Origin of the sequence: Fulvimarina fulva, from assembly GCF_039652615.1 — a bacterium.
Classification (GTDB): Bacteria; Pseudomonadota; Alphaproteobacteria; order Rhizobiales; family Rhizobiaceae; genus Fulvimarina.
Genome location: NZ_JBDJAC010000005.1, coordinates 61,163 through 86,450 on the forward strand (window position 1 = coordinate 61,163; position 25,288 = coordinate 86,450).

A 25,288-nucleotide genomic window follows, 5' to 3' on the forward strand; every position below is an offset into this window, starting at 1 on the left:
CGAGGGGCCGTTGAAACCAACGGTTTCATAAGGCCGCCGGCATAAGACCACAAATGGTTCATTCCGCCGCGATGGAGCTCGGATAGGTTTCACGCACTTTCTGGGACACCCAGGAAAAGATCATCTTGAGATCGCGGGCGACCTTCGAGAAATCGCCGCTCTTTTTAAATTCCATTTCTTCGGAATAAAGCGCGCGCGAGATCTCGACCTGTAGCACATGCTCGCCGATCGCGGGTCTGCCATAGCGCTGGGTTATGTAGCCGCCGGCATAGGGCTTGTTCCGCATGACGTCGTAACCGGCGCGGGAAAAGCTCGAGGTCACGAAAGAGACGAGGCGCGCCGCGGCACTCGTCCCATATCGGTCGCCGATAATGATGTTCGAGCGCCTTGTGCCGACTGCCGGCTTCACGTTTGACGGCATCGAATGGCAGTCGATCAGGATCGCGACGCCGTGAACGCGTTTCGTTTCCGCAATCAGGTCCGCAAGGGCCGCGTGGAAGCTGCCGTGATAGGTATCGATGCGCTCAAGACCCTCCTCGACGCTCATCGGCCCTCGATAGATCTCGGTGTTCTCCGCGACGATTTTCGGGATGGTGCCCAGACCGCCTGCGACGCGAATCGAGCGCGTGTTGACGTAGTCGGGCAATGGGCCATCGAACATTGCCGGATCGAGCTCATAAGGCTCCCGGTTCACGTCGAGAAAAGCGCGTGGAAATTGCGCGGCGATCATCGGCGCGCCCAGATCCGTCACGAAGTGGTAGAGATCATCGATGAACAGGTCTTCCGAGCGTCGGATGAGATTGGACGGCAACCGCGAACGCTCAAGGAAGGAAACGGGATAATCCCGCCCGCTATGGGGCGAACAGAAGATCAGGGGCGTCGTCATCTCGTCCGGCCTGCGGATCACGAAGGCGGGCTTTTCGCCCTCAGCGGTCGTAATGGTCGGAATGGAGTTCAACTCAGCCTCTTCAGACGTTCGTCTGATCTATTCGGCAGACGTGGATTGGGGAGCGACCGCATCAGCTTTGCGACCGTTTGTGGACCTTGTCTGAAAATAGCCTCTTAACCGTAGAGTTCCAATCTCTTTAGGTTTTATGACATCGTTCTGATATATACGCGAACGAGAAGAAGGCGCGCAATTAAAGGCGTTGCCGGCTTAATAACCTGGATCAAGACGATGACGAAAATCCTTCTGGCGGAAGACGACAACGACATGCGCCGTTTCCTGGCAAAGGCCCTGGAGCGCGCCGGCTACGAAGTGGTTTCCTTCGACAATGGCGGCAGCGCATATGAACGCCTTCGCGAGGAACCGTTCTCTCTGCTCCTCACCGATATCGTCATGCCGGAGATGGACGGCATCGAACTGGCGCGCCGCGCGACAGAACTCGATCCCGACCTGAAGGTGATGTTCATCACCGGCTTCGCGGCTGTCGCGCTCAATCCGGACTCCAAGGCCCCGAAGGATGCCAAGATCCTGTCCAAGCCTTTCCATCTGCGTGAACTCGTCGACGAAGTCGGCCGGATGCTGGAAGACGCCGCCTGATTAGCCATCCATCAGGAGGCCATTTTGCGATCGGTTCGGCGGCCCATAATTTTCCCGCCGAACCCTATTGACCGGGACAAAGGCCTATGGTCTATGCCCCCTCGTCGGATGGGCGTGTAGCTCAGCGGGAGAGCACTTCGTTGACATCGAAGGGGTCACAGGTTCAATCCCTGTCACGCCCACCATCCGGCTCACAATTCTTGAAATCAGCTTTTGAGCGTCGCGCATTGCGACCGGTCGATCGATCGTGGGAAAGCCCGGGTATTCATTGCCGGTATGGTTTGCCGGGACGCGTTGATCCTTGAGCGGCGACATTCAGCGAGCTCCATAACCGGTCGCAGATCAGCGAACCGAGGCTCAACGCTTCAGCGGTCACCTGAAGCACGCATCGCACCCAGGAGCATTCTTCAGCGTGCGATTTCTATTCGGCTTCGCCCCCTGCTTCCACGGATGCTTCAAGCGCATCCGGCGCCTAAGGGGCGGACATCGCCCGCTCCGGCGCCTCTATCCGCTCAAATCGAGACGCCGTATCCAGAATTGCATCGGCTTCTCGCTTTCGTCCGCCTCGCCGATATCCCGCCAGGACATCGGGGCTTCGATTCCTTCGACACGGCGATAGCCACGCTTGATCCAGAATCCGTCGAGAGGCTGGTAATCGTCCGGTTTCATCGGATGATCGTCGGGGCGCACGACGCCGCAGAACGAAACGATGGAATAGCCCTGTTCGCGCGCCGCCGCCTCCCGTTCGTCGAAGAAGGCATGCCCGATTCCAAATCCGCGCCATTCGGGAAGCAGCACCGACTCGGCGCAGTAAAAGACGTCGCCCGGATCGATCCCGTTGGACGCGAATGCCTCGGCAAGCTGTGGCTGATGATCGGCAAGAGGCGACGCGGTCGATGCCCCGACCACCGCGCCGTCCGGCGATGTCGCGAGAGTCACGACAGCGCCATCGGACTCGGCATAGGTCCTCAGATATTCGGCCTCGTAGTCCAGATCACCGTCATAAAGATACGGATAGGCCCGGAAGACACGGGTTCTCAGGCGCGCGACATCACCGAGAACGTCCAGCACCTCCTCACCGCTGAGGCGCCGGACGGTCGGCTTTTCACTCTCAAGCGGCATCAGAACGGAATGCACCGTCGCACGAGGGCGTTTCGTCCGCGCGGATCTTCGAATTTCGGGTCGCACCGATCGAGCGTATCCGATCGCTGGCATCCGTCAAAAGATCGATCTCGCAGACACGAACCTCAGGTGCGTCAGCCCCCGCTGCCGAAGGTGCGGTATAGCGCTTGCGCCAGGTGTAGCGAACTCCGCCACCGCGCTGACCGTATTCGGCGAAGGGACTGCCATACTGGGCGAAGAAATCATCGACCGGCTTGCCGGTCCAGCGCTCGGCGAGGGTCTGCGGGCTCACATCGCCACTGCCCGCGCTGACGCAGGCGGAAAGGCTGGAGAGCCCCGCTAAAGCGATGACGATGAGAGAGAAGGTGCGAGCCAAGGTCAGTTCTCCGCGCTGCGAAAATGCATGTCATGCTGATTGAAGGCGAAGATACGTTGCGTCAAGGGCAGGACCTTGCGGGTCCGGCATCGAAAGTATCGGACCGGAAATCGGGCACCGTTTTTCGAAAACTCCAGAGCGGCTTCACACGACCGTGGCGTGAGAAACCGAGCCCGACATCAGGTCTCGCGCCATGGGCCGGACATGCCCTCACAACATCTGGCGAACCTTGGTGGGGAGGCTCTCGAAGATCTCATCCGGCACGAAGAAATCGGCAACCGGATCGCCGCCACCTTCGGGTCCGTATTGCGAGAAGTCGGTCACGCCCTCTTCGCGAAGCAGCACCTCGTCGATGAAGAAATTTCCGGTGGTCTCCCGCGACGGCCGGGTCAGAATGACATGGGCGGCGTCCGCGACGATCTCGGGACTGCGGCTCATCTGCGCCATCTGGTCGCCGCCGAGCACGTTGCGCACGGCAGCCGTATCGATCGCCGTCAACGGCCAGAGCGAGTTGACGGCAACGCCCTGTTCCCTGAACTCGGCCGCCATTCCCAGCGTGCACATGGACATGCCGAACTTCGCCATGGTGTAGGCCGTGTGGCGCGCGAACCATTTCGCCGTCATGTCGAGCGGCGGCGCAAGATTGAGAATATGGGGATTGGCCGCCTTCAGAAGATGCGGCAGGCACGTCTTCGAGACGAGAAAGGTTCCGCGCGCATTGACCTCGTTCATCAGGTCATAGCGCCGCATCTCGGTTTCGAGCGTTCCGGTGAGCTGAATCGCGGAGGCGTTGTTGATACAGATATCGAGACCGCCGAAACGCTCGACCGCTTTCGCGACGGCTGCCTTGACCTGATCCTCTTCACGGATGTCGCAGACAGTCGCAAGACCCTGTCCACCTGCCTTTTCGATATCCTCGACGGCCGTGTGGATCGTACCCGGCAGCTTCGGATGCGGTTTGTCGGTCTTTGCGGCGATGACCACGTTCGCGCCATCTCGTGCGGCCCGAAGGGCAATCGCGTAACCGATACCCCGCGATCCACCGGACATGAAAATCGTTTTGCCTTTGAGAGTTTCAGCGGCCATGTTTCCCCCTTTTTCGTTAGTCCGAACAAACTGGATCGTTTGCGAACGTCCGGCAAGGCCAGAGCCTGAACGGTGATCGATCCGGCACGTGGCATGATGGCCTGAGGACCTTCGCATACCAGACGCATCGATCCAGCTGCCGCGCGACCCGATGTTTCCCGCGAAATCCGCCATAGGCGCGAAATGCGCCGGCGTAAGCTGCGGTGAACGGATCTACCGTCCGATCGTGCCAGGATAGGCGTTCTTGTCCGGGATGGTTTCCATGCCCTCGCCGAGCGATCGCTGCATGAGGACGGTATCGATCCAGCGGCCGAATTTGAGCCCCGTCGCCCTCATGGTCCCGATCATTTCGAAGCCCTGCCCGGCATGGACGCGCATGGAGCCGTGATTGTCGGAGCCGCCGATGACGGCGATCATCTGTCTGAATCCAAGTGTCTGCGAACGCCCGATGAGCTCCGTCAACAGGCGCGTGCCGATCCCCTGCCCCCTCGCCTCCCGGGCAAGATAGATCGTGTCCTCGACCATCCAGTTATAGGCCGGGCGCGGCCGGTACGGCCCGGCATAGGCATAGCCCAATACTATGCCGTTGGCTGCTTCCGCCACGATGTACGGATAGTCGTTGCCGACGAGCCCTTCGAACCGCCGCAGCATTTCCGACTGGTCTGGTGGCACCAGCTCGTAGGTCGCCGTCCCGTTAAGGACCTCATCCTCGTAGATCGCGGTAATGGCGGCGATATCCGCGTTGGATGCGGAACGGATTGCGACATCGGTGGACTGCACGGCCAGCATCCTTGTTCGTTGATCAGAAAAGCCAGACGGGACTGATAGCGGCAATCTCTCTATCCTGAAACGAAGAAAGGGCGACCCGAAGGCCGCCCTTTAAGAATTTCCCGATCCGCCGGTTGGGGACCAGCTCTTCAAAACCGCTTAGTTGCGGTTGCCGAACAGCTGCAGCAGGAAGAGGAACATGTTCAGGAAGTCGAGGTACAGACGCAGCGCGCCCATGACGGCCTTGCGACCGGCAACTTCCCGACCGTCACCCTCGTAATACATTTCCTTGATCTGCTGCGTGTCGTAGGCGGTGAGCCCCGCGAAGACGAGCACGCCGATTGCGGAGATCGCGAACTGCAGCGCCGGCGAGGCGAGGAAGATGTTCACGATCATCGCGATGACGATGCCGATCACGCCCATGAGCAGGAACGAACCCCAGCCCGAAATGTCACGCTTGGTGGTGTAGCCCCAGAGCGACAGCGCACCGAAGGAAGCCGCCGTGATGAAGAAGACCTGGGTGATCGATTCGCCGGTGAAGACGGCGAAGATCGAGGCCAGGGACACACCAACCATCGCGGCATAGACCCAGAAGGTAGTCTGCGCTGCCGAGACGCTCATCTTGTGGACCCGGAACGATAGGAAGAAGACCATGCCGAGCGGGGCGAGCATGATCACCCATTTCAGCGGCGAGCCGAACAGGGTCGCGCCGAGTTCCGTGTAACCGACGACCTGGCCGGCCTCGTTGGTCACGAAGGCCAGCATATACATGACGTAAGCGGCGACGCCCGTCAGAGCCACGCCGCCTGCCATCAGGTTGTAGACCTTCAGCATGTAGCTGCGCAGGCCCTGGTCGATATCCGCTCGTGTACCGGCAGCAGGCACATGCCGCGCGCTGGTATTCCGATAGTCAGCCATATTCGTTCAAATCCTTGTACGAGTGTCCCGTCGGGTGCTCGATGTTGGCTCTCGACTAAAGAGAGAGAGCGGGTTGATCAAGGGCCGCTGGCGGGACGCCCAGCGATGGCCTCAATATGCGATGCGAAAAGCCTCGAAACAAGAGTTTCGGCGGGCCTTGAGGGCGTTTTCAGAGCAATTTGGGTGACATCGACGTGAAGTTTTCGTCACTATTGTAAACATTGCGCCACCGCGCTCATGTCATCACAAACGTTACTGTTTGCGATGAAGACGATGCGCCTTAGACGCGGCTCTTCCTTCTGTGCGCAGATCGGCTTCGAGCACGGTCGATCCAGCAGGAACGAGACCATCCCAACAGCGCGAAAGGCGGATGCGACGCCGGTTCTCGAGGCCCGGCTGATAGATGTCGCGGATACGGCGATTTGCGTTCGTTACGATACACCGCGGCCAGAGGACCAAATCGGTGTTTTGAAGTGCTGCTATAGTCTCGGCGTCCGGTTGCGGAATGGTGCGGAACGGATCGGCGCCGATCGAGACGTGACGCGGCGCCTGCCGTTCCATGAGATAGGGAAACGGGTTGACGAAATTGAGCGAGAGGATCGTCTCGAACCGCTCGTTTGTGCGGGCCTCGTAACGCTCGATCGCGTTTACGCCCGCCGCGATGGTTTCGAGCCAGTTCGCCTGAAACTCCGGCTCCGCATAGAGCAGAAAGTTCGGCAGCGCGTTCGCGTCCGCGACGCTCGCATAGAAATCTGGATGATCGACGGAGAGATCGCGCATCAAACCGGCGCGCGCGAAGACGTCCTTATGCTGGGTGACGCGAGCGAGGGGCCCGAGTTCAGGGGCGTCGAGTGTCACATAGTGCAACTGTGCCACGTAGCTGCGCACGGCGCGGCCACCGATTTCGGTCACCGGCGGCAGAAGTGTCGCAGCTGCGAAGGCTGCCACGGCAAAATGCCCTCCGCGCTTCCAGCTCTTGATGCGTGAGAGACAGAAGACGACGGCCGGCCACAGGAAGATGAATGCCTGGCCGCCCCAGTTCTGGGATTCAAAGAGGATACCGGCGACGAGCGCCGCGCCCAGCCAGGCGACCGGGCTGTCGAGGCTGGCCCTCACCGCACTCCAGGAGCGATGCGTCACCACCGCATCGAGCCTCTGCAGCCAGACCGCGCGATCGATCCAGAAGAGGCAGATCGCGAGGCCGATTGTGGTCAGAACGATACTGGCATGGGTAACCATCGCTTTGGCGACGCCAAGGATGAGGGAGTGCTCGTTCATCACGAGTAGTTCGATGATGTCTTCGACATAGGCCGAGACGAGGCCAGTGGTGACCTCAAGCGCAAGCAGGAACCCCGAAAAGATCGCGGCGACGCCGCCCGCCCCCTTCAGGGACAGACGCCCGGTCACGGCCGCAAGCGCCACAAGGGGCAGAGCCACGACGAAGCCGGTAATCTTCATCAGGAAGAGGGCAAGCAGTACCAGGGCGATCGACAGCACCAAGAAAATTGGGCGGCTGAGGAAGAGAAGCGATGCCAGAAGCACGTAGAGAAGCTGGCTCGTCTGACGGTTGTAGATCCCGAAGCCGTCAGCGCCCGGATAGGGATAGAATTGCTCGATATTGAACGGCAGGACGGAGAAAAAGAGAAACGGAACGGCGATGATCGCCGCTTTACCCGGAGCCTTCCGCCCCACTTCAGCGACGACCAGCGCCATGATGGGCCCAGTGACGAGAAGCGTCGACCAGGAAGCGGCATAGAGCCCTTGAGCATCCGGTGCGAACTGCATGACAATGTAGAACAGCCAGTATCCAAGCGGGCCGACGGGGGTCTGGAAATCGACGCTGGGGACCTGTCCGTTCGCGATGCGGGCGGCGGCATCGTAGTAGATCACCGTATCCCAGTAGAACGGGCCGATCGGCCCCATGAGGGGAAGGGTCAGCGCGGCTAGGATGGCGGCAACGGCCGAGATAAAAAGCGCGACCGGCATGAACTGCCGAAGGACCATGGAAAAAGCTCTTCGTCTTTCGATTGCATCGAGATATTCGATGAACAATCGGAAAGAAGATCGAACTTTACGTTAATTGCCGTACGCGACGGCAATTATTGCCGCCGCGTGACAGAGACTATCGTTTATCAAGTATTGACCCGATCACAGATTGCGCAGGATGGGCGCTGCCTTCTGGCCCAGGATGCGCCACGTTCCGGCAAGTCCGAAGCCGACAGTGAGAACGAGCGACACCACGAGCGTCGTCAACGCGACCGTCCAGTCGAAGATGTACGGCAGCGTCATGATCTTGTCGACGACGAACCAGGATGCGATCGCACCCGCTCCGATGGCGAAGATGCCGGTCGCAAGGCCAAGCAGCGCATATTCGGTCGCAAAGGCCCTGATAAGCGTGCCCCGCGTCGCGCCGAGCGTCTTTAGAACCACGGCATCGTGGACACGCGCGCGATTGCCGGCCGCAAGAGCCCCTGCCAGCACGAGCACCGAGGCGACCAGCGCGACACCTGCCGCAACACGGATCGCCAGCGCAAGCTGGGCGATGAGTGAATTGACGGCATCGAGCGCATCCTTGACCCGAACCGTGGTCACGGCCGGATAAGCGTTGGTGATCGTGTTCACGATCTGCTTTTCGCGCGCCGCGACATCGGCATTGGAGCGATCCGCGCCGCCGTCATCGAGTGTCAGGGTCGCAAGCCAGGCATGGGGTGCGCCTTCGAACGTGTTCGGCGAGAATACCATCACGAAGTTGATGGACAAGTCCTGCCACTCGATCACCCGGAAGTTGGCGATCTCCGCCGTGATCGACCGGCCGAGGACATTGACGGTAATCGTCTCGCCAACCTTCAGGCCGAGTTCGCGCCCCTCTTCGTCCGCGAAGGAGACGAGCGGCGGGCCGTCATAGTCTTTCGGCCACCATTCCCCTTCCGAGAGCGCGGAATTTTCCGGCAGTTCGGCAGCATAAGTGATGCCGCGATCACCGCGAAGAACCCAGCCGCCCTCCTCCGGAATCTCCATCGTCGCGACATCCTGATCGCCGAGACGGGTGATCCGGCCGCGCAGCATCGGCACGGCGTCGAGCGTCGATCCGGGTGCGACCTCTTCCACCGTCTGGCGAAACTGGTCGATCTCGTTGTTCTGGATATCGACGAAGAAGAAGTTCGGAGCACGGGACGCAAGACCCGTCCCGACCTCCTGCCTCAGATCGTAGTCGATGATCGCAAGCGTCACGAGCAGCGTCAGCCCAAGCCCCAGCGACAGCACGACGGACGGCGTGAGGGCACCCGGCCGATGGATGTTGCCAAGAGCAAGCCGCAGCGGCGTCGATTTCACCTTCGGCGCCCGGTGCGCCAGCGCCATGACGCCGATCGCGACAGCGCGCAGGATGACGAAAGAGGCCGCCGTCCCACCAAGAAAGGTCAGGGCGATCTGCTTGTCGCGCGCCATGAAGAGGGCGAGCCCGGCTATGCAGAGGGCAAGAATGCCTGTGGCGATCACATAGGTCCAGCGCAGTTTCCCGGTCGCGCTCGCTCCGGCATCGCGGAAAAGCGCTGTCGCGGCAACGTCCCGCGTCTGCCCAAGGGGCAGCAGTGCGAAGGTCAGCGCGGTGAGAAAACCGAACAGCGCGGCAATCGCCAGAGCGCCGGGATAGAAGGAGGCGGACGCCCCGACCGGGATGACGCTTTCAAGGAAGCTTGCCGTCAGGAACGGAGCGATTGCCCCAAGAATGAGCCCCATGACCACACCAACGGCAGCCAGCGTCATGATCTGGAACAGATAGACGAAGACGACGAGACGTCCGGCCGCGCCGAGGCTCTTGAAGCTCGCGATCACCGGCCGCTTGCTGTCGAGATAGGCCCGGACGGCGTTCGCGACGCCGACACCGCCGACGATGAGCGCGGTCAGACCGACAAGCGTGAGGAATTGCGAAAAGCGTTCGATATTGCGTTGAAGAGAAGGCGCGGCGTCTTCGGCGGTTCGGATGCGGAAGCCAGCGGTCGGAAATTCTTCGCGCGCTTGATCCGCCAACTCTTCGGCATTGCTGCCGGCCGGCAGGCGCACGCGCCAATCGTATTCGACGAGGCTGCCGGGCTGAATGAGCCCGGTTGCATCAAGGCCCGCACGCGACATCATCAGGCGCGGCGCGAAGGCAAAGCCGTCGGAGAGGATGTCCGGCTCGCGATTGAGGACGCCGGTCAGCTCGATTTCCGCGTCACCAAGCCGCACGATCGCGCCGGGCTCGACGCCCAGCCGGTCGTAAAGCTCCTGGGCGGCGATCGCGCCGTATCGACCGTTGCGCTCCTCGAACAGGGTCTTGAGTGCGATCGGTGGCGTCGTATCGACCGAACCATAGAGCGGGTAGGCGCTATCGACCGCCTTGACCTCCGCCAGAGACTGGTCTGAACCATCCTCAAGGCGGACCATCGACCGCAATCCGGCGGTCCTCGAAACCTCTCCAAGCCCGTCGATATAGCTCGCCTCTTCCGGCGTGAGATCGCGCTGGACGAGCTGGAAGCGCAGGTCGCCCCCAAGGATCGCACGGCCTTCGCGGGCGATGCCGTCGCTCATCATCGAGGCGACGGAATTGACCGCCGCGATGGCACCGACGCCCAGCGTGATGCACAGCAGGAAAATGATGAAGCCGTTCAGGCCGCCGCGCATCTCGCGTGCTGCAAAGCGCCATGCAAGACGCATGGTCGGCAAGAGGCCCGCATCGGCGGTTCCAGCCTTGCGGGCCTGGGAGGTATCGGCGTCGATGGCTGTCATTCGGCGGCGTCACGCGTGGTTTCGGTGCGATCGCCTTCGATCCGGCCGGAGCGCACGCCGACCTCCCTCTGGCAGCGATGGGCAAGGTTCGGATCGTGGGTGACGAGAACGAGGGTCATGTTGCGACGCTCGCGCTCGGCAAAGAGAAGATCGGCGATCTGCCGGCCGGTCGTCTGATCGAGATTGCCCGTCGGCTCGTCGGCAATGAGGATCGCGGGCTCGGGCGCAAGTGCCCGCGCCATGGCGACGCGCTGCTGCTCGCCGCCGGAAAGTTCGCCCGGATAGTGCGTTGCACGATCCTTGAGCCCGACATTTTCAAGCTCCTTGAGAGCCCGTCCGAACGGGTCCGGTGCACCGGCAAGTTCGAGCGGCACAGCGACGTTTTCAAGCGCCGTCATGTTCGGAATGAGATGGAAGGACTGAAACACGATACCGACATTCCTGCCGCGAAACGCAGCAAGCTCGTCTTCCGACAGGCCCACGAGGGATTTGCCGGCAATCGCGACCTCGCCTTCGTCCGCGCGTTCCAACCCGGCGAGCACCATGAGAAGTGTCGACTTGCCGGAGCCGGACGGCCCGACGATGCCGACGGAGTGACCGCGTTCGACATCGAGATCGATGCCCTTGAGAACGTGAACTGAACTCGCCCCACTGCCAAGCGTGAGATGAACGTTTCGTAATCGGATCGCAGGTTCCGCCAAATCGCACTCAACCTATATGGATAAATATCAGGGCGCGGATCCGCGCTTCACCTTCCATATGGGGTTCGTTGTGCAGCGCTTCCAACCGGCTCTCGCCTTCCTGACGCTTCTGTTACCGTTCGTTATGTCGATGCCCGCGCCGGCTCAGGACGCTGGCGCACCATCGCAGCGACAGATCGTCGCTTTCGGAGACAGCCTCTCCGCCGGCTATGGCGTTGGCCCCGGGGAAAGCTTTCCCGAACAGCTCCAGGCCGCACTGCGCGAGAAAGGCTACGACATCACCGTGGCGAATGCCGGCGTATCCGGCGACACGACCAGCGGCGGATTGGCGCGGCTCGACTGGTCGGTGCCTGAAAGCGCCGATCTCGTCATCGTCGAACTTGGAGCCAACGACGCCCTTCGCGGCGTCGACCCGAAGATCACGCGAGAAAACCTGTCGAAAATCCTCGCTCAGCTGAAAGAGCGCGGACAGACCGTCATTCTGGCAGGCATGCTGGCCCCACCCAACATGGGCGAGGACTACGCCCAGCGCTTCAACCCGATCTTCCCTGAACTGGCGAAAAAGTACGACGTGACGTTCTACCCCTTTTTCCTGGAGGGCGTCGCGGCGGAAGCCAATCTCAATCAAGCCGACAAGATGCATCCGAACGCCGAGGGCGTCGGGGTCATCGTCGACAATATCATGCCGACGGTGACCAAGGCGCTCGATCAGCAGTCCGCCGAGAACTGAACACTTCGGCGGGTATCAGATCCTCGTGCCGAACATCTGGCCGAGCGAACGCGCCATGCCGCTGGCGGCAAGAAACGGGGTGGCCCAACGCTTCCACCTCGCGAGACGCCACTCGAAGAAGACATGGGCCAAGGCTTCGGCCTCCTGGCGCAATTCAGTCCGGACACTCGCGAGATCGGCCGGATGGGCCGGCAATTCCGCAACGAGTTCCTCGCCATGCGCGATCAGCGTTGCACCGTGCCTGAGCGCCAGTGCCCGGATGCGGCTATTCTCGCGCAGGCACTGGATGCGAAGCTGCGTCACGCCGCGATTGCGCGCAGCATCGACGACAAGCTTGAACAACCGGCCGCCATGGCCCTTGCCCTGAAACGCGGTCTCGATCGAGAAAGCCGCCTCGGCCTCCTGTTTGTCGTCGCTTGACAGTCTGAGTTCGGCGACGCCTCTCAACACGCCCTGAACGAACAACCCCTCGACCACCGTGTCGTCGGCGAGCGAGCGACCTGCGTAGGATTTAAGAAATTTCTCACCAACGAGATGACCGAAGCGAGACCGTCTTGCCTGCGGATCGAGACGTTCGAGATGCGCGAGAAAGAGGTCGTTTTCGCCGGGATGGAGGCGTCTGATCGTAATCCATTCGCGATTCGCGACAGTTAGCGCTTGCGGACTTTCGATATCGGCGAGAGCTGGAGACATGTTGGCATTGAGTGCCATGGGAGATGCCCTTCATTGCGTGGTCTCATCCATCGAGACCTGATCTACCCTCCGAAAACCGACGGCGTGTTTCTCCCAAAACGCCGGTTTCACGCCCTAATCTGGCATCAACGAGCCGCGAGCGGGATAGGGTTGTGCGCAAAGCCGGTACCCTCTTGCGGCATAGCTCGAAGGATGAAAGCTTGAGCGGTAGGCCCGAGGCGCCTTCCGCTCCATCTGCACGGAGACGATCCATGCCCCGTCTGTTCACCGCCCTCGAGATTCCTCAGGATGTCGCAACGACGCTGACATTCCTCACCGGCGGGCTCCCCTCCGCGCGCTGGATCGACAGGGAAAACTATCACCTCACCTTGCGCTTTTTCGGGGATATCGAGCCGCGCGCCGCCGATGATCTGGTGGAGGCACTGGACCGGATCGACCGGCCACGCTTCTCGATCACGCTTCAAGGCCTTGGTGCATTCACACCGAAAAAGCCGCATTCCCTCTATGCCGGCGTCGTCGGATCGCCGGCGCTTGCCGAACTTCAGGCAGAGATCGACCGGATCGCCAAGCGCCTCGGACTGCCGAGCGATGGGCGCAAATTCATGCCCCATGTGACGATCGCCCGCCTGCGCCAGCCGCGCGATCGGGACGTTGCGAAGTACCTCGCAGAAAAAGGCGGCTATCGCTCGCCCGCCTTCGAGGTGAAGCGATTCGGGCTCTATTCCTCCAAGGCGTCGATCGGCGGCGGGCCCTATATTCTGGAAGAGCCCTTCGAGCTTCGCGAGCCCGCGCGGTCTCAGGCCTCCAATGCCTACGAGAGTACCGCCTACGAATATTCTCGCGGATAGACGGGCTTGCGGCGCGATCCGTCGGCCAGCGCCCCTTGAGGCTTCTGCCCACCGGGCCCATTTCATCGGGTGAACACCATCGGAGGATGTCGAAAATGGCGCTGGACAGGATCCGCATTCAGGAAATCTTGCGACCCGGCACCGCGGAGGAGCAGAGCGAAAAGGAGGAAAAGGTCCGCGCCTCCTTCTTCGACAAGGTGCGCAAGAACATCGGGCGCATTCCGTTCGTGGAAGACGTGGTCGCGTCCTATTATTGCGCACTCGACAGCAAGACGCCGGCGATGAGCCGGGCGATCCTGTTCTCGGCGCTGTTCTATTTCGTGCTGCCGTTCGACGTGATTCCGGACATGTTCATCGGCCTTGGCTTTACGGACGACATCGCCGTTCTCCTCGCAGCGTTCAACGCCGTGCGCTCGAATATCCGCCCGGAGCATTATGACCGGGCAAGAGAGACCCTGGACAGTCTTTGAGGATTACCGTCGAGCCATCCTCGCTGCTTCGAGCCTCTTGTCCTGATCTGTTTCCCAGAAGAACCGGCCGGAGAGAATTCGGCCGATTGACCTGAAATTCCCACCGATTGATGCGCCAACGCCGCACTGTCGCCAGATTCTTTCGGTTCCTCAAAATTGTGATCGGTCCGCTCCACTGTGGGGTATGTGGACGCCTTTGTCCAAAGGTGCGGACCCATGAGGGAATACCGTATCGTCTTGAGGCTCACGAGCCCGTGACATGTCACCGTTAACCGCCGGTAAAGGCGGACCGTGCAATTGTCCCGGTCAGGCGAGGTCTTCGGCAGATCGGCCACGGTCCGGAGACACGCGGAAGCCCTTCAAGGCCATATGAAGACGCAATCGAAGTGGGGAACCATGACCATCCAGAAACTCCTGACGGCGACGGCGGCGATACTCATTGTGTCGAGCGCCGCAAGTGCAGCTCAGACGCCGACCCGCATGAACCAGTACAATGATTGGGGCACATACGCCTATTCGGATTCGAGCGGGAAGGTCTGCTACATCCTTTCGACGCCGAAGCAGATGAAGCCGTCGAATGTCGATCATGGCGACATTTTCTTCCTCATCTCGCAAAAGCCCGGCCAGGGTATCGCCTACGAGCCGCAGGTCGTCATGGGCTACGAGTTGAAGGAAGGCGAAAAGGTCGAAGTGGATGTCGACGGCAAGAAATACGCGATGTTCTCCAAGAACGACTCCGCCTGGATGGAAAATGCCGCCCAGGAACCGCAGCTCGTTTCCGATCTTCGCGCCGGCCGCTCGATGACCATTTCCGCGACCTCCAAGCGCGGCACCAATACGAGCTACACCTATTCCCTGTCCGGCGTGACCGCAGCTTTGAATTCGATCAAGGACTGCAAGTAAGCACCGGATCGACCGCACTTCAGCCGTCTTATGGTTCGCTGAGGTCTTAGCCAGCCATTTATCAAGGAGCGTCCGGCCTTGCCGAGGCGCTCTTTTGGCGTTCATAGCCCTTTTCAAAGTCCTCGCGGCTTGAAGAATGACCTGAGACACGGCATTTAGCCGCGTATAACCCAATTGATCTTGAGCGCTCATCGGAACGAAGCCAGGCTTCGGCCCAGAATGTCGCGCATAGTCCGTTCGCCCGCACGAAGGTTTTGATCCATGTCCGTCTCTCTCGACCTCGCCGATCCGAAGACCCGGCCCGTCGTCGACGCCGCAGCGCTCTCGCCGGCCGCCGCCGACAATGGAGAGAAGCCGTCACTCGTCGGCATGGACCGCGACCAACTCGGCAACGCGCTGGCGGAGATCGGCGTGCCGGCGAAGCAGGTGCGCATGCGCACGGCCCAGCTCTGGCACTGGCTCTATGTGCGCGGGGTCTCGGACTTCGCCCATATGGCGAACGTCTCGAAGGAACTGCGCTTAAAGCTCGCCGATGCCTATACCATCGCGCGGCCGGAGATCGTCACCGAACAGGTCTCGGTGGACGGCACACGCAAATGGGTGCTGCGCTTTCCGCCGCGCGGTGCCGGCCGCCCGGTCGAGATCGAGACGGTCTATATTCCGGAAGAAGGGCGCGGCACGCTTTGCGTTTCCTCTCAGGTGGGCTGCACCCTCACCTGCACATTCTGCCATACGGGCACCCAGCGGCTCGTGCGCAACCTGACGGCGGGCGAGATCGTCTCCCAGGTTCTCCTCGCGCGCGAACGGCTCGGCGATTTTCCCGAGGTGAACACGCCGGCCGGCGCGATCGTCCCTTCGGAGGGGCGCCTCATCTCCAACGTCGTCATGATGGGAATGGGCGAGCCGCTTTATAACTTCGACAATGTCGCAACGGCGCTCGGCGTCATCTCGGATGGCGAAGGCCTGTCTGTCTCCAAGCGCCGGATCACGCTCTCGACCTCGGGCGTCGTACCTGAGATCGTGCGCGCCGGCGAGGAAACCGGCGTCATGCTGGCGATCTCGCTCCATGCGGTGAACGACGAGCTGCGCGACGAGCTCGTTCCGATCAACAAGAAGTATCCGCTCGAAAAGCTGCTCGAGGCCTGCCGCAACTATCCCGGCCTTTCGAACGCCCGGCGCATCACCTTCGAATATGTGATGCTGAAGGACGTGAACGATTCGATGGAGGACGCGCGGAATCTCGTTCAGATGCTGAAGGGCATCCCGGCGAAGATCAATCTGATCCCGTTCAATCCCTGGCCTGGATCGAAATACGAGTGTTCGGACTGGGACCAGATCGAGCGCTTCGCCGATTACGTGAACCAGGCCGGCTACGCCTCCCCCATCCGCACCCCGCGCGGCCGCGATATCTTCGCCGCCTGCGGCCAGCTGAAGTCGGAATCGGAGCGGATGCGCAAGAAAGACCGCGAGGCGGTTCAGCCGACGGCCTGATCTCGACGGACGAAGCCTGTTGCCCCCCGAGCGAATTCTCGCCCGTAACAGGAGTCGATGCCGCTCGACGAATAGTCTTTCCCACCACTTCGACGATGGCGAGGTTCGTCCGGCGGCTGACCTTAAGGGGCCGAGCCCATCGACCGCATCATCCTGGCGACGAGGGAATGGTCGATCGGCTTTGCGAAAAATTCCGCCCGGACCGGCAGACGCACGCGAGCCGCATCAAGGGTCGACGCTGTCAGTATGATATCGATCGGCGGCCACCGGTCCCTGATGGCGGCGGCGATCTTCACACCGTCGATCCCCTTCGGCATATCGAGATCGATATAGACGATGCGGATATCGGGACGGGTCTCGAGGATCGCAATGGCGTCCTCAACATCCATGGCTTCGATGACGTCGAAGCCGATCTCTTCGCAGAGATCGACGACCTCGAGGCGCAGAACTGGCTCGTCCTCGATCACGAGCACGATGTCCCTTTCGATATCGTCAGTGGCGCTGAGCATTCGTGATCTCGATGTCATGTTTGCTGCATCTGCGACAGAGAGGCAGACATTAAGGCTTCGAAACCTTGTTCACCGTAATTCAGGACAACGCCGCCCGAGCCGATGAGCCCGGTCCTGATAATACGTGAACCAAACCCAAGTCCTTCGGGTTCCTTTGCCGGCGGGCCGCCGCGCTCTTTCCAGCTGAAATACAGCCGTTCCTCGTCGTCTTCTCGCTTGACCCAACAGTCAATTTCCACGCGGCCATCCGGCGCGGACAAGGCGCCGTACTTCACGGCATTGGTTCCAAGTTCATGCAGAAGAAGCGAGAGCGACAAGGTGGCACGGGAGCCGATTTCGATGCTGCGGCCCTTGATCACGAAACGATCACCGACTTCGAACACCGAAAGGACAGCTGCGACCACATCTCGCAACCGGGCGGAAGACCAACTTTCCTGCAGCAGAACGTCGTGCGCCTGGGAAAGGGCCCTGAGACGCTTTGAAAGCGCGTTCACCGCTTCTCGATTCTCTACGCCCTTGAGCGTCTGAGTGGCGATGGCCTGGACCATGGCGAAGGAATTTTTGAGCCGATGGGAGAGTTCGCCGTTGAGGACCGCCTGGGTCTCTTCGGCCCTGATCCGCCCGATTGCTGCCTGCGTTCGATCGCCGACCTGACGCACGAACTGGAGTTCCTCGGCGGACCATTCACGGACGTTGCGGCTATGGGCGAAGACGACCAGAACAAGCCGGTCGTTCTCGATGATGGGAAGGTTCAAGAGGGCGCGGATCTGAATGGCGGCGAATGCCTCAGCGCTCGCGGCGGTCCGTTCGTCCGTCTCGACATCGTCGATCGCGACTGTATCGCCCCGCTTGAGATCCTCAATATACGAACCAAACGAGCGAAACTCGTGCATGCCTGCGAGGCTGGTAATGTTCGAGGCGCACCAATCGACGGCAATATGAACAGTTTCCGAGCGCCAGTCGACGGATCCGAAACCGATGCGGTCAGCGGGCATGCCGTCCGAGACGCAACGTGCCGCCGCGAGCGTGACATCCGATACGGACTTCAGGTCGCGCAACTCGTCGCCGAAACGGATCAACGCGTCCTGTCGCCGTTGTTGAGCGATGCGATCGGTTACCTCGATGAAGATCACCGTAAAGCGATCCCCGCCGACCGATTGCGCTATTCCGTCATACCAGCGATCCGTCGGTCCGACCTGCCGGGTGAAGCGCAGGGGTGTGCCTGTATCCACGACATTCGCGAACTCCTCGACCCAGGCATCCTCGATATCAGGGATGAGTTCGCGAACCGTCCGGCCGATGACCGATCCACGTTCCAGGCCGACGAGATCGTACCAGACGGAATTGACCTCCTCGTAGCGCCAGTCGATGATGTTGCCCGCCTCGTCGCGCACAACGCAACCCAGAACGAAGCCTTCCTGCAGGCTCTCGAAAAGAGAATGCCAGCGGCTCTCGGATATGCGAACCGCCATCTCCTTCTCGACCATTCGGGCGATGGACTGGAGCCGCCTCATATCGGTCGCGGACCAGTCACGCGCCTCGTTGTGGATCGCCGCCAGTGCCCCCACCACTTCACCATCGGGTAGAGCGAGCGGAACACCGAGATAAGCTACCACTCCGATATCGCCGATCGCAGGATTATCCTTCAACATCGGGTCAAGGCGCGCATCGCTGATCTCGAGCGGTTCGTTCCGATTGACGACATACTGGCAGAACGAATGGGTCATCGGCGTTTCGCCGCGCTCGTCCCAAGGGCTCGGCAAGCCGCTATGGCCCGCAAAAACCTGTCGCTCTTCGTCGACGAGCGTCACGATTGCAGCGGGGACTTCCAGAATGTCGCGGACATGATCCGTCAGATGCCCGAACTGCTCGTGCCCCGTACGGTTCAAGAGACCGCTTCGCTGGAGCGCCAAGATCCGGGCCGAACGATTCTCGGAAAAATTGTTTTGATACATCTCGTTCAGAAGCGGTTTTTCGTGGTCGCTCAGTTGGTTGGAAACCAATTCCCACGTCTTTATCGCAAGAACGGGCGGTCGTCACGGTTATGTTATGTAGCCCGTCGGCCCTTGTCGCGTTCCGATCGCCAGGAGGCTTTGGCACGACCGCCTCGCAACTTATCGAACAGCGCCGCGACCTGAAACATTTTGCGGTTTCGGGTCAGCCAGATATGCGTGCTCGGATGGTTCGCGTCTTGAAGAGAACGGGCCGATCTGCGTCCCTTCGCCCGCCCCAAAGCGGCAAGCATCGAAATCGCGGCGACAGCGCTTACTTTGAGCTCGATGAAACAGTCCCTCGCCTTCTCTCCTCATTCGATCACTGCCTCTCGTCGTGCCGGCCCCGCGCCAACCGCCGGTCTCCCAATCGTGTCGAACCGCTAAGTACGGCTCCGGTCCATGGCAACTGTCTTCCGCTTTCTCTTCGTCATTCCACTCGGCTTTGTTACCGCCTGCCTGACGAGTGCATTCACGATCCTCTGGCCCTATCTCGGGCTGATGGAGAACGGGAACTTCTATAGCCCCGTCGTCTATGTCCATTCGGCGGTCGCCTTCTGGGCACAAGGCGCACAGATCGGCTCGACGCTGCTCATCCCGTGGGCGATCTTCATGGCGGCGAGCGAGATCCTGGGGCTTTCCTCCATGTTGTTCCACATCGCAGCCGGGATCGTGGGCGCCGTCGCCATCATCATTCTGGCCTATGGCGAGCAGGCTCCGAGCGGCTCGATCCAGGCCGCGATTGTCATGGCGGGGATCGTCTTCGCCCTCACCTACTGGCTGGTCGCCGGCCGAAGGGCGGGTACGTGGCGGCCGCGCCGGCGGGTGAAAACAAGCAGGATGCCCGAGTTGCATGACTGAGACCGGCGAGGAAAAGCGAGATCTCGATCCTGTCGACGTCTATCTCGTCCTGATCGGTGACCTGCCGCCCGAACGGCTCGAAGCCTATGTCGGCCTGCTCGATCAAGGCGAGCGGGAGCGTCACGATCGCTTCCGGGTGAAAGGTGCGCGAGAGGAGTTTCTCGTCGGGCGGGCGCTCCTGCGCACCAGTTTGAGCCGCCTCCGGCCCGATATCGCGCCATCTGCGTGGCGCTTCGCACCGAACATTTACGGCCGGCCTGCAATCGACTGGCCTGCGACGGCTGCTTCTCCGTCAAAGCTGTTCTTCAATCTTTCCCATACGCGCGGGCTCGTTGCCCTGGCCACTGGCACCACGGAACAGATCGGCGTCGATGTCGAGGCAATCGCGCGCGGCGCGCCCGATCATGACGTGGCCCGGCGCTTCTTCACGTCAGAGGAGGCCGACTGGATCGCTGCCGGGTCCGACGAAAGCGAGCGGACCGAACGGTTCTTCGCCCTCTGGACCCTGAAGGAAGCCTATATCAAGGCACGGGGCATGGGTCTCTCCCTGCCCCTCGACGGCTTTTTCTTCGACTGCTCGCAAAACCCTCCACCCGTCTCGTTCAACGACAAGATCGACGATAGCCCTCACCGCTGGCGCTTCGAGCGGCGGCGGATCGGCCCCGCCCATCGGCTGGCGCTTGCTCGCCCGTCTGGCTCGCCGTCCTGCCGTTTTCATGTGGCGGAGCCGCTGGGCTCTTCGCCGCGTGCGATCACGCCCGCCATCGCGGATGCCTTTTCGTGAGGCTCTTTGCCGTCTCCGACCTTCATCTCGGCCACCGGGCGAACCGGGAGGCGATTGCCGAGATCGAGGCCCGGCCGGAGGACTGGCTGATCCTCGCAGGCGATGTGGCGGAAAAAAACGAGCATATCCGCTTTGCGTTCGAGCACTTCGCTCAGAAGTTCGCAAAGCTCGTCTGGGTGCCCGGCAATCACGAGCTGTGGACCCGCCCCGGTGCGGACACCGTGCGCGGCGTCGCTCGCTACGAGGAGCTGGTCGCGCTCTGCCGCGACTACGGGGTTCTGACGCCAGAGGACGCCTACCCGCTTCTCTACCTTGAGAGCGGACCTGTCAGGCTTTGCCCGCTCTTTCTCCTATACGATTATTCCTTCCGTCCGCAGGAGATCGCCTTCGAAAATGCGGTCCCATGGGCGCGGGAAAGCGGTGTGCTGTGTTCGGACGAATTCTTTCTGTCGCCACACCCCCATGCCTCGCGAACGGAGTGGTGCCATGCGCGCATCGAGGCGACGAAGCCCCGGCTCGATGCCATCAGCCCGAATGAATCGACGGTTCTCGTCAGCCATTGGCCGCTGCGCGAGGATGTCGCCCGCACGCCACGCATTCCGCGCTTTTCAATCTGGTGCGGCACGAAGCTGACCGAAAACTGGCATCGCCGCTACCACGCCAAAGCCGTCGTTTCCGGCCATATCCATATCCCCTCCTCTCGCGCGATCGACGGGACCGCGTTCGAGGAGGTGTCCTTCGGCTATCCGAAACAGTGGCAGGGCCGCCGGCCCCACGCGGATCTTGCGGTACGGGAAATTCTGGCGGTTTAGGCCGTTACCCCCTTGCCGAGACGGTGGAGGATTCGTGCCCAGGAGCGCTGCCCCTTGTGGAAGGATGTCATCTCGTACTTCTCGTTCGGCGAATGAATGGCGTCATCGCCATTCCCAAAGCCGATGAGCAGGGTCTCCATGCCAAGCTGGTTCATGAACTCCCCGGCAATCGGGATCGATCCCCCCATTCCGATCATCGCCGCCCGGTTGGGCCATTCCTCGGAAAGCGCTTCGCTCGCCGCCGCGATCCAGGGGCTGTCGAAAGGAAGCTGGATCGCAGGCGATCCGCCATGCGGATGGAATTCCGCCGTGCAGTCGCTCGGCAAGCGATCGCGCACGAAGCGGCGGAAGTTCTCGCGCAGCTTTTCCGGGTCCTGCCGGAAGACGAGCCGGAAGGAGACTTTCGCGCGCGCCTCGGCCGGGATCACGGTCTTGAAGCCCGCGCCCGTATAGCCGCCGATGATGCCGTTCACCTCCGCCGTCGGGCGTGACCAGGTCTGCTCCAGCACGGAGCGCCCCTTTTCGCCGGCGGGAACCGAAAGGCCGACGTCACCAAGGAACGCCTCTTCGGAAAAATCGAGCGCGTCCCACTGTGTCTTTACGTCGAGCGGCACCTCGTCGACGCCCTCGTAGAAATCGGGAATCGTAACCCGGCCCATCTCGTCGTGCATCTGGCCGAGAATATGAGACAGGATGCGGATCGGGTTCGCCGCCGCGCCGCCGTAGTAACCGGAATGGAGATCGCGGTTCGCCGCCTTGATAACGACTTCCTCGCCGACGAGACCGCGCAGGCCGGTGGAGATGGCCGGGGTCTGCCGGTCCCACATATTCGTATCGCAGACGAGCGCCGCATCGGCCTTCAGCTCGTCCTTGTGCGCCTCGAGGAACGGCAAAAGCGAAGGCGAACCCGACTCTTCCTCACCCTCGAACAGAATGGTGACGCCGCAGGGCAACCCGCCGGTTTCCGCCTTGTAGGCCCGGCAGGCCTCAACGAAGGTCATCAACTGCCCCTTGTCGTCCGCCGCACCACGCGCGACGATCCGCTTGGTGCCGCCCGGCCCATCGGCCACCACCGGCTCGAAGGGATCGGACGTCCACAGTTCGATCGGATCGACCGGCTGAACGTCGTAATGGCCGTAGAACAGGACGTGCGGTGCCCCTTCAGGTCCCTCGTGCCGGGCAAGAACCATCGGATGGCCGGTTGTGTCGCGAACGGATGCCTCGAAGCCGATCGCAGAAAGATCACCGGCCAGATAGTCGGCAGCCCTGCGGCATTCGCTCTTGTATTCGGGATCGGTCGAGATCGACGGAATGCGCAAAAGCTCGAAGAGCCGATCGAGCGAGCGATCGAAATTGAGGTCGATACAGCTCAAAACGCTGTCGAGAGATGCCATGGAGTCTGTCCTGCATGAAAAAATTCCGCTGGTGCGAAACCTAGCGCGGAGGCGGCCCGGGACAAAGCCGAATTATGTCGAGAACGTGGCGAAAACGCCCATTTCGCAGGGGTTTGCAACAGGTGAGACAGATCGCAGTCCCTTTGTTTTTTCATCTTTCATGAACACGGATTAAAACATTGAAATTCAAGTATTTCACTTCCCCCTATCGACCGATGACGCAAGGCCACTAGCTGACTTTGAAGGTTATCAGGCGCCGTTGATGTCGACCGGTCGGGAATGATCGGATCGCCTCGGTGCGCCTTACCAAGAGAGAAGGTCGTGCCATGCCGGATCAACGCCTTTCGCCCCTCCAGAAAATGCCGATCGCAATCGGAGCGGCTTTGGCCGCTCTTAGGAAGCCGTTTCTGAGACCGCTTGTCCTGATGCTCGCCGTCCTCCTGTCGTTAGCGGCCTCTCCCGCCTTGGCGCAGGAGACTTCCGGCGCACCCGACACGAGCCCGGCGAGTACGGCTGACGAGCCGCTCGAACTCACCTTCTCGCCGCCGAAAGTCCTCTTGAACGGGGTTCCTTTCGAGATCGACGTGACTGCGAACATCGTCCCGCCCCAGCCCGTCGCGATCGAGGTTGGCGGCGAGCGGTTCGAGGCCGCTCCAGATGCCTTCGAGGAGCGTAAGGACCAAATCGGCTTCACCGCCACGATCGACGAGATAACAGCGAGCGGCGACGACGGCACGCTGATGCTCGTGTCGGGTGGCAAGACCTTCGAGGAAGCGACGATCCCCATCATCTCGGGCTGGTTCTCGATCCTGCCGGCGCTTCTCGCCATCGCAATCGCGCTCGCAACGCGGCAGGTCGTACCGTCCCTCTTCCTCGGCATCGCGCTCGGCGCATGGATGACCTACGGGCTCTCGATCAGCGGGATCTGGTACGGCCTTCTCGATACGATCCAGGTCTACATTCTCGAAGCCCTCGTCCCGCCCGATGGCTCCAAGAGCCACATGCAGATCGTGGTCTTCACCCTGATGATGGGCGGCATGATCGGCATCATCTATCGAAACGGGGGCGCACACGCGATCGCGGACCGTATATCGACCCTTGCCAAAACCCGGCAGCGCACGCAGCTTGCGACCAACGGGCTCGGCTTCGCGATCTTCTTTTCAACCTATGCCAACAGCCTGATCGTCGGCAACACGATGCGGCCGGTGACCGACAAAATGAAGATCAGCCGCGAGAAGCTCGCCTATATCGTCGATTCGACGGCGGCGCCGCTCGCATCCATCGCGATCATCTCGACCTGGATCGGATATCAGATCGGGCTCATCGAGGATGCGGTCGGCTCGATCGGCTATCAGGAGGGCGCCTATTCGATCTTCCTCAACGCTCTTCCCTATAATTTCTACCCGATCATCGCCCTCGCCTTCGTGATCGCCATTGCCTCGCTCGGTCGGGACTACGGGCCGATGCTGAAAGCCGAACGCCGGGCCGCAATCGACGGCCATCTGACCCGCGAAGGCGCCGAGGCTGCGAGCGGCGAGGGTGACGACGAGACCGAGGAAGGCGGCGAACTGCGCCTCAAGGAGGGCGTGACCCAGCGCTCGATCAATGCCCTGCTGCCGATTATCGTCCTGATCCTCACCGTCGCGATCGGCCTCTACGTCACGGGCGAAGGCGATAGCCTGCGTGAAATCATCGGCTCGGCGGAGGGCAACAAGGCGCTCGTCTGGTCGGGCCTTCTCGGCGTCCTGACAGCCTTCGTCCTCACCTTGTCCCAGCGGCTGATGTCGATGAAGGAGACGGTTCTCGCCTGGTTCGACGGGATGAAGTCCGTTCTCTTCGTCATGATCATCCTGACGCTCGCATGGTCGCTCGCCGCGATCGCGGAGGACCTCAACACGGCAGCGTTCCTTGTCTCGGTTCTGGGCGATGCGATCCCGCCGCAATTCCTGCCGGCGATCCTGTTCGTTCTTTCGGCGGCCGTCTCCTTCGCGGTGGGCACAAGCTGGGGCACGATGGGAATCTTAATGCCGCTCGCCGTGCCGCTCGTCTGGTCGCTGATGCAGAATGCGGGCATGGGCGACGGCGAGAACATGTATATCCTCTACGCCACAATCGGCACCATACTGGCCGGCAGTGTCTGGGGCGACCATTGCTCGCCCATTTCGGATACGACGGTCATCTCGTCGGTCGCGGCGGGATCGAACCATATCGACCATGTGCGGACGCAGATCCCGTATGCGCTCACCGTCGGCGGAATATCGATTCTCGTCGGCCTGATCCCGACCGGTTACGGCGTTCCCTGGTGGATCACGCTGCCTCTCGGCATGGCTGCGGCCTTCGCGGTCGTCCGCTTCGTCGGCACAGTTGTCGTCGACGAAAACAAGGAGAGCGGAAGCTCTGGGGCCGGGGCCAGCGCGCAGCCTGCGGAATGATACGAAGGGACCTTTGAAAGCACCGCTTTAAAAGGTTCGTCGGCAGCCCGAGCGGCGCCTGAGCCGTGCTGCGAACAAGAACTGGCCAT

The 25,288-nt window shown here is 61.3% G+C and carries 23 protein-coding genes and 1 tRNA gene; 11 read left to right on the forward strand and 13 right to left on the reverse strand.

The window, feature by feature from the left end:
- Positions 1–58 precede the first annotated feature (58 nt).
- Positions 59–886, reverse strand: coding sequence for an N-formylglutamate amidohydrolase (locus tag ABDX79_RS08875; protein ID WP_346220113.1), 828 nt, complete (start codon positions 884–886; stop codon positions 59–61).
- 291 nt (positions 887–1,177) lie between these two features.
- Here ABDX79_RS08875 and cpdR point away from each other — a divergent pair, with 291 nt between their 5' ends.
- Entirely contained in the window at positions 1,178–1,543 is a 366-nt protein-coding gene (cpdR, locus tag ABDX79_RS08880; RefSeq protein ID WP_346219924.1) for a cell cycle two-component system response regulator CpdR, read from the forward strand.
- Positions 1,544–1,653: 110 nt separating this feature from the next.
- A tRNA-Val gene (locus tag ABDX79_RS08885) sits at positions 1,654–1,728 on the forward strand.
- A gap of 319 nt (positions 1,729–2,047) precedes the next feature.
- Here the strand turns inward: ABDX79_RS08885 and ABDX79_RS08890 are convergent.
- The 8 genes from ABDX79_RS08890 to ABDX79_RS08925 form a co-directional block, all read right to left on the reverse strand.
- Positions 2,048–2,665 (reverse strand): GNAT family N-acetyltransferase, encoded by a 618-nt coding sequence (locus ABDX79_RS08890; RefSeq protein ID WP_346219925.1) that lies wholly within the window; start codon positions 2,663–2,665, stop codon positions 2,048–2,050.
- Entirely contained in the window at positions 2,655–3,041 is a 387-nt protein-coding gene (locus ABDX79_RS08895) for a hypothetical protein (protein ID WP_346219926.1), read from the reverse strand. The genes ABDX79_RS08890 and ABDX79_RS08895 overlap by 11 nt, the downstream gene beginning before the upstream one ends.
- 210 nt (positions 3,042–3,251) lie before the next feature.
- Positions 3,252–4,127, reverse strand: coding sequence for an SDR family oxidoreductase (locus ABDX79_RS08900; RefSeq protein ID WP_346219927.1), 876 nt, complete (start codon positions 4,125–4,127; stop codon positions 3,252–3,254).
- Between the two features lie 213 nt (positions 4,128–4,340).
- The gene (locus tag ABDX79_RS08905) at positions 4,341–4,907 is read right to left on the reverse strand and encodes a GNAT family N-acetyltransferase (protein ID WP_346219928.1); all 567 of its coding nucleotides are present in this window, start codon (positions 4,905–4,907) and stop codon (positions 4,341–4,343) included.
- A 147-nt stretch (positions 4,908–5,054) separates the two neighbouring features.
- A complete protein-coding gene (locus ABDX79_RS08910; RefSeq protein WP_346219929.1) occupies positions 5,055–5,813 on the reverse strand; it encodes a Bax inhibitor-1/YccA family protein in 759 nt (252 codons plus the stop codon).
- 252 nt (positions 5,814–6,065) lie between these two features.
- Positions 6,066–7,817 (reverse strand): hypothetical protein, encoded by a 1,752-nt coding sequence (locus ABDX79_RS08915; RefSeq protein WP_346219930.1) that lies wholly within the window; start codon positions 7,815–7,817, stop codon positions 6,066–6,068.
- A 144-nt stretch (positions 7,818–7,961) separates the two neighbouring features.
- On the reverse strand, positions 7,962–10,580 hold the full coding sequence (locus tag ABDX79_RS08920) for an ABC transporter permease (protein WP_346219931.1): 2,619 nt from the start codon (positions 10,578–10,580) through the stop codon (positions 7,962–7,964).
- Entirely contained in the window at positions 10,577–11,281 is a 705-nt protein-coding gene (locus ABDX79_RS08925) for an ABC transporter ATP-binding protein (RefSeq protein WP_346219932.1), read from the reverse strand. The genes ABDX79_RS08920 and ABDX79_RS08925 overlap by 4 nt, the downstream gene beginning before the upstream one ends.
- A gap of 70 nt (positions 11,282–11,351) precedes the next feature.
- Here ABDX79_RS08925 and ABDX79_RS08930 point away from each other — a divergent pair, with 70 nt between their 5' ends.
- Positions 11,352–12,011 (forward strand): arylesterase, encoded by a 660-nt coding sequence (locus tag ABDX79_RS08930; protein ID WP_346220114.1) that lies wholly within the window; start codon positions 11,352–11,354, stop codon positions 12,009–12,011.
- A gap of 15 nt (positions 12,012–12,026) precedes the next feature.
- On the opposite strand, the gene ABDX79_RS08935 is transcribed toward ABDX79_RS08930, so the two are convergent.
- Positions 12,027–12,722, reverse strand: coding sequence for a GNAT family N-acetyltransferase (locus ABDX79_RS08935; RefSeq protein ID WP_346219933.1), 696 nt, complete (start codon positions 12,720–12,722; stop codon positions 12,027–12,029).
- Positions 12,723–12,955: 233 nt separating this feature from the next.
- On the opposite strand from ABDX79_RS08935, the gene thpR reads away from it, so the two are divergent.
- From thpR to rlmN, 4 genes are all read left to right on the forward strand, one after another.
- Positions 12,956–13,552, forward strand: a complete 597-nt coding sequence (gene thpR / locus ABDX79_RS08940) for an RNA 2',3'-cyclic phosphodiesterase (protein ID WP_346219934.1) — start codon at positions 12,956–12,958, stop codon at positions 13,550–13,552.
- Positions 13,553–13,647: 95 nt separating this feature from the next.
- Positions 13,648–14,022 (forward strand): YkvA family protein, encoded by a 375-nt coding sequence (locus tag ABDX79_RS08945; protein WP_346219935.1) that lies wholly within the window; start codon positions 13,648–13,650, stop codon positions 14,020–14,022.
- A 396-nt stretch (positions 14,023–14,418) separates the two neighbouring features.
- On the forward strand, positions 14,419–14,925 hold the full coding sequence (locus ABDX79_RS08950; RefSeq protein ID WP_346219936.1) for an invasion associated locus B family protein: 507 nt from the start codon (positions 14,419–14,421) through the stop codon (positions 14,923–14,925).
- A gap of 261 nt (positions 14,926–15,186) precedes the next feature.
- A complete protein-coding gene (gene rlmN, locus ABDX79_RS08955) occupies positions 15,187–16,416 on the forward strand; it encodes a dual-specificity RNA methyltransferase RlmN (protein WP_346219937.1) in 1,230 nt (409 codons plus the stop codon).
- Positions 16,417–16,538: 122 nt separating this feature from the next.
- Here rlmN and ABDX79_RS08960 read toward each other — a convergent pair whose 3' ends face one another.
- Positions 16,539–16,925 (reverse strand): response regulator, encoded by a 387-nt coding sequence (locus ABDX79_RS08960; protein ID WP_346219938.1) that lies wholly within the window; start codon positions 16,923–16,925, stop codon positions 16,539–16,541.
- A gap of 14 nt (positions 16,926–16,939) precedes the next feature.
- The gene (locus tag ABDX79_RS08965; protein ID WP_346219939.1) at positions 16,940–18,814 is read right to left on the reverse strand and encodes a GAF domain-containing protein; all 1,875 of its coding nucleotides are present in this window, start codon (positions 18,812–18,814) and stop codon (positions 16,940–16,942) included.
- A gap of 504 nt (positions 18,815–19,318) precedes the next feature.
- On the opposite strand from ABDX79_RS08965, the gene ABDX79_RS08970 reads away from it, so the two are divergent.
- The 3 genes from ABDX79_RS08970 to ABDX79_RS08980 are packed head-to-tail and all read left to right on the forward strand — an operon-like array spanning position 19,319 to position 21,373.
- Complete coding sequence (locus ABDX79_RS08970; protein WP_346219940.1) at positions 19,319–19,777, forward strand: hypothetical protein; 459 nt, start codon at positions 19,319–19,321, stop codon at positions 19,775–19,777.
- On the forward strand, positions 19,770–20,561 hold the full coding sequence (locus ABDX79_RS08975) for a 4'-phosphopantetheinyl transferase family protein (protein ID WP_346219941.1): 792 nt from the start codon (positions 19,770–19,772) through the stop codon (positions 20,559–20,561). Before ABDX79_RS08970 ends, ABDX79_RS08975 begins: the two co-directional genes overlap by 8 nt.
- Positions 20,558–21,373 (forward strand): metallophosphoesterase family protein, encoded by an 816-nt coding sequence (locus tag ABDX79_RS08980; RefSeq protein WP_346219942.1) that lies wholly within the window; start codon positions 20,558–20,560, stop codon positions 21,371–21,373. Before ABDX79_RS08975 ends, ABDX79_RS08980 begins: the two co-directional genes overlap by 4 nt.
- Here the strand turns inward: ABDX79_RS08980 and ABDX79_RS08985 are convergent.
- Entirely contained in the window at positions 21,370–22,767 is a 1,398-nt protein-coding gene (locus ABDX79_RS08985; protein WP_346219943.1) for a dipeptidase, read from the reverse strand. The two genes, ABDX79_RS08980 and ABDX79_RS08985, sit on opposite strands and share 4 nt — an antisense overlap.
- Before the next feature lie 326 nt (positions 22,768–23,093).
- Between ABDX79_RS08985 and ABDX79_RS08990 the strand changes: the two genes are divergently transcribed.
- Positions 23,094–25,199: a Na+/H+ antiporter NhaC family protein gene (locus ABDX79_RS08990; RefSeq protein ID WP_346219944.1), complete on the forward strand. Its 2,106-nt coding sequence runs from the start codon at positions 23,094–23,096 to the stop codon at positions 25,197–25,199.
- Positions 25,200–25,288: the final 89 nt, after the last annotated feature.

Bases quoted from the DNA above. Each gene is read 5' to 3' on its own strand.
- ABDX79_RS08875 (WP_346220113.1), bottom strand. From the start codon at position 886: ATGACGACGCCCCTGATCTTCTGTTCGCCCCATAGCGGGCGGGATTAT.
- cpdR (WP_346219924.1), top strand. From the start codon at position 1,178: ATGACGAAAATCCTTCTGGCGGAAGACGACAACGACATGCGCCGTTTC.
- ABDX79_RS08890 (WP_346219925.1), bottom strand. From the start codon at position 2,665: ATGCCGCTTGAGAGTGAAAAGCCGACCGTCCGGCGCCTCAGCGGTGAG.
- ABDX79_RS08900 (WP_346219927.1), bottom strand. From the start codon at position 4,127: ATGGCCGCTGAAACTCTCAAAGGCAAAACGATTTTCATGTCCGGTGGA.
- ABDX79_RS08910 (WP_346219929.1), bottom strand. From the start codon at position 5,813: ATGGCTGACTATCGGAATACCAGCGCGCGGCATGTGCCTGCTGCCGGT.
- ABDX79_RS08915 (WP_346219930.1), bottom strand. From the start codon at position 7,817: ATGGTCCTTCGGCAGTTCATGCCGGTCGCGCTTTTTATCTCGGCCGTT.
- ABDX79_RS08920 (WP_346219931.1), bottom strand. From the start codon at position 10,580: ATGACAGCCATCGACGCCGATACCTCCCAGGCCCGCAAGGCTGGAACC.
- ABDX79_RS08935 (WP_346219933.1), bottom strand. From the start codon at position 12,722: ATGGCACTCAATGCCAACATGTCTCCAGCTCTCGCCGATATCGAAAGT.
- thpR (WP_346219934.1), top strand. From the start codon at position 12,956: ATGCCCCGTCTGTTCACCGCCCTCGAGATTCCTCAGGATGTCGCAACG.
- ABDX79_RS08945 (WP_346219935.1), top strand. From the start codon at position 13,648: ATGGCGCTGGACAGGATCCGCATTCAGGAAATCTTGCGACCCGGCACC.
- ABDX79_RS08950 (WP_346219936.1), top strand. From the start codon at position 14,419: ATGACCATCCAGAAACTCCTGACGGCGACGGCGGCGATACTCATTGTG.
- rlmN (WP_346219937.1), top strand. From the start codon at position 15,187: ATGTCCGTCTCTCTCGACCTCGCCGATCCGAAGACCCGGCCCGTCGTC.
- ABDX79_RS08960 (WP_346219938.1), bottom strand. From the start codon at position 16,925: ATGCTCAGCGCCACTGACGATATCGAAAGGGACATCGTGCTCGTGATC.
- ABDX79_RS08970 (WP_346219940.1), top strand. From the start codon at position 19,319: ATGGCAACTGTCTTCCGCTTTCTCTTCGTCATTCCACTCGGCTTTGTT.
- ABDX79_RS08975 (WP_346219941.1), top strand. From the start codon at position 19,770: ATGACTGAGACCGGCGAGGAAAAGCGAGATCTCGATCCTGTCGACGTC.
- ABDX79_RS08985 (WP_346219943.1), bottom strand. From the start codon at position 22,767: ATGGCATCTCTCGACAGCGTTTTGAGCTGTATCGACCTCAATTTCGAT.
- ABDX79_RS08990 (WP_346219944.1), top strand. From the start codon at position 23,094: ATGCCGGATCAACGCCTTTCGCCCCTCCAGAAAATGCCGATCGCAATC.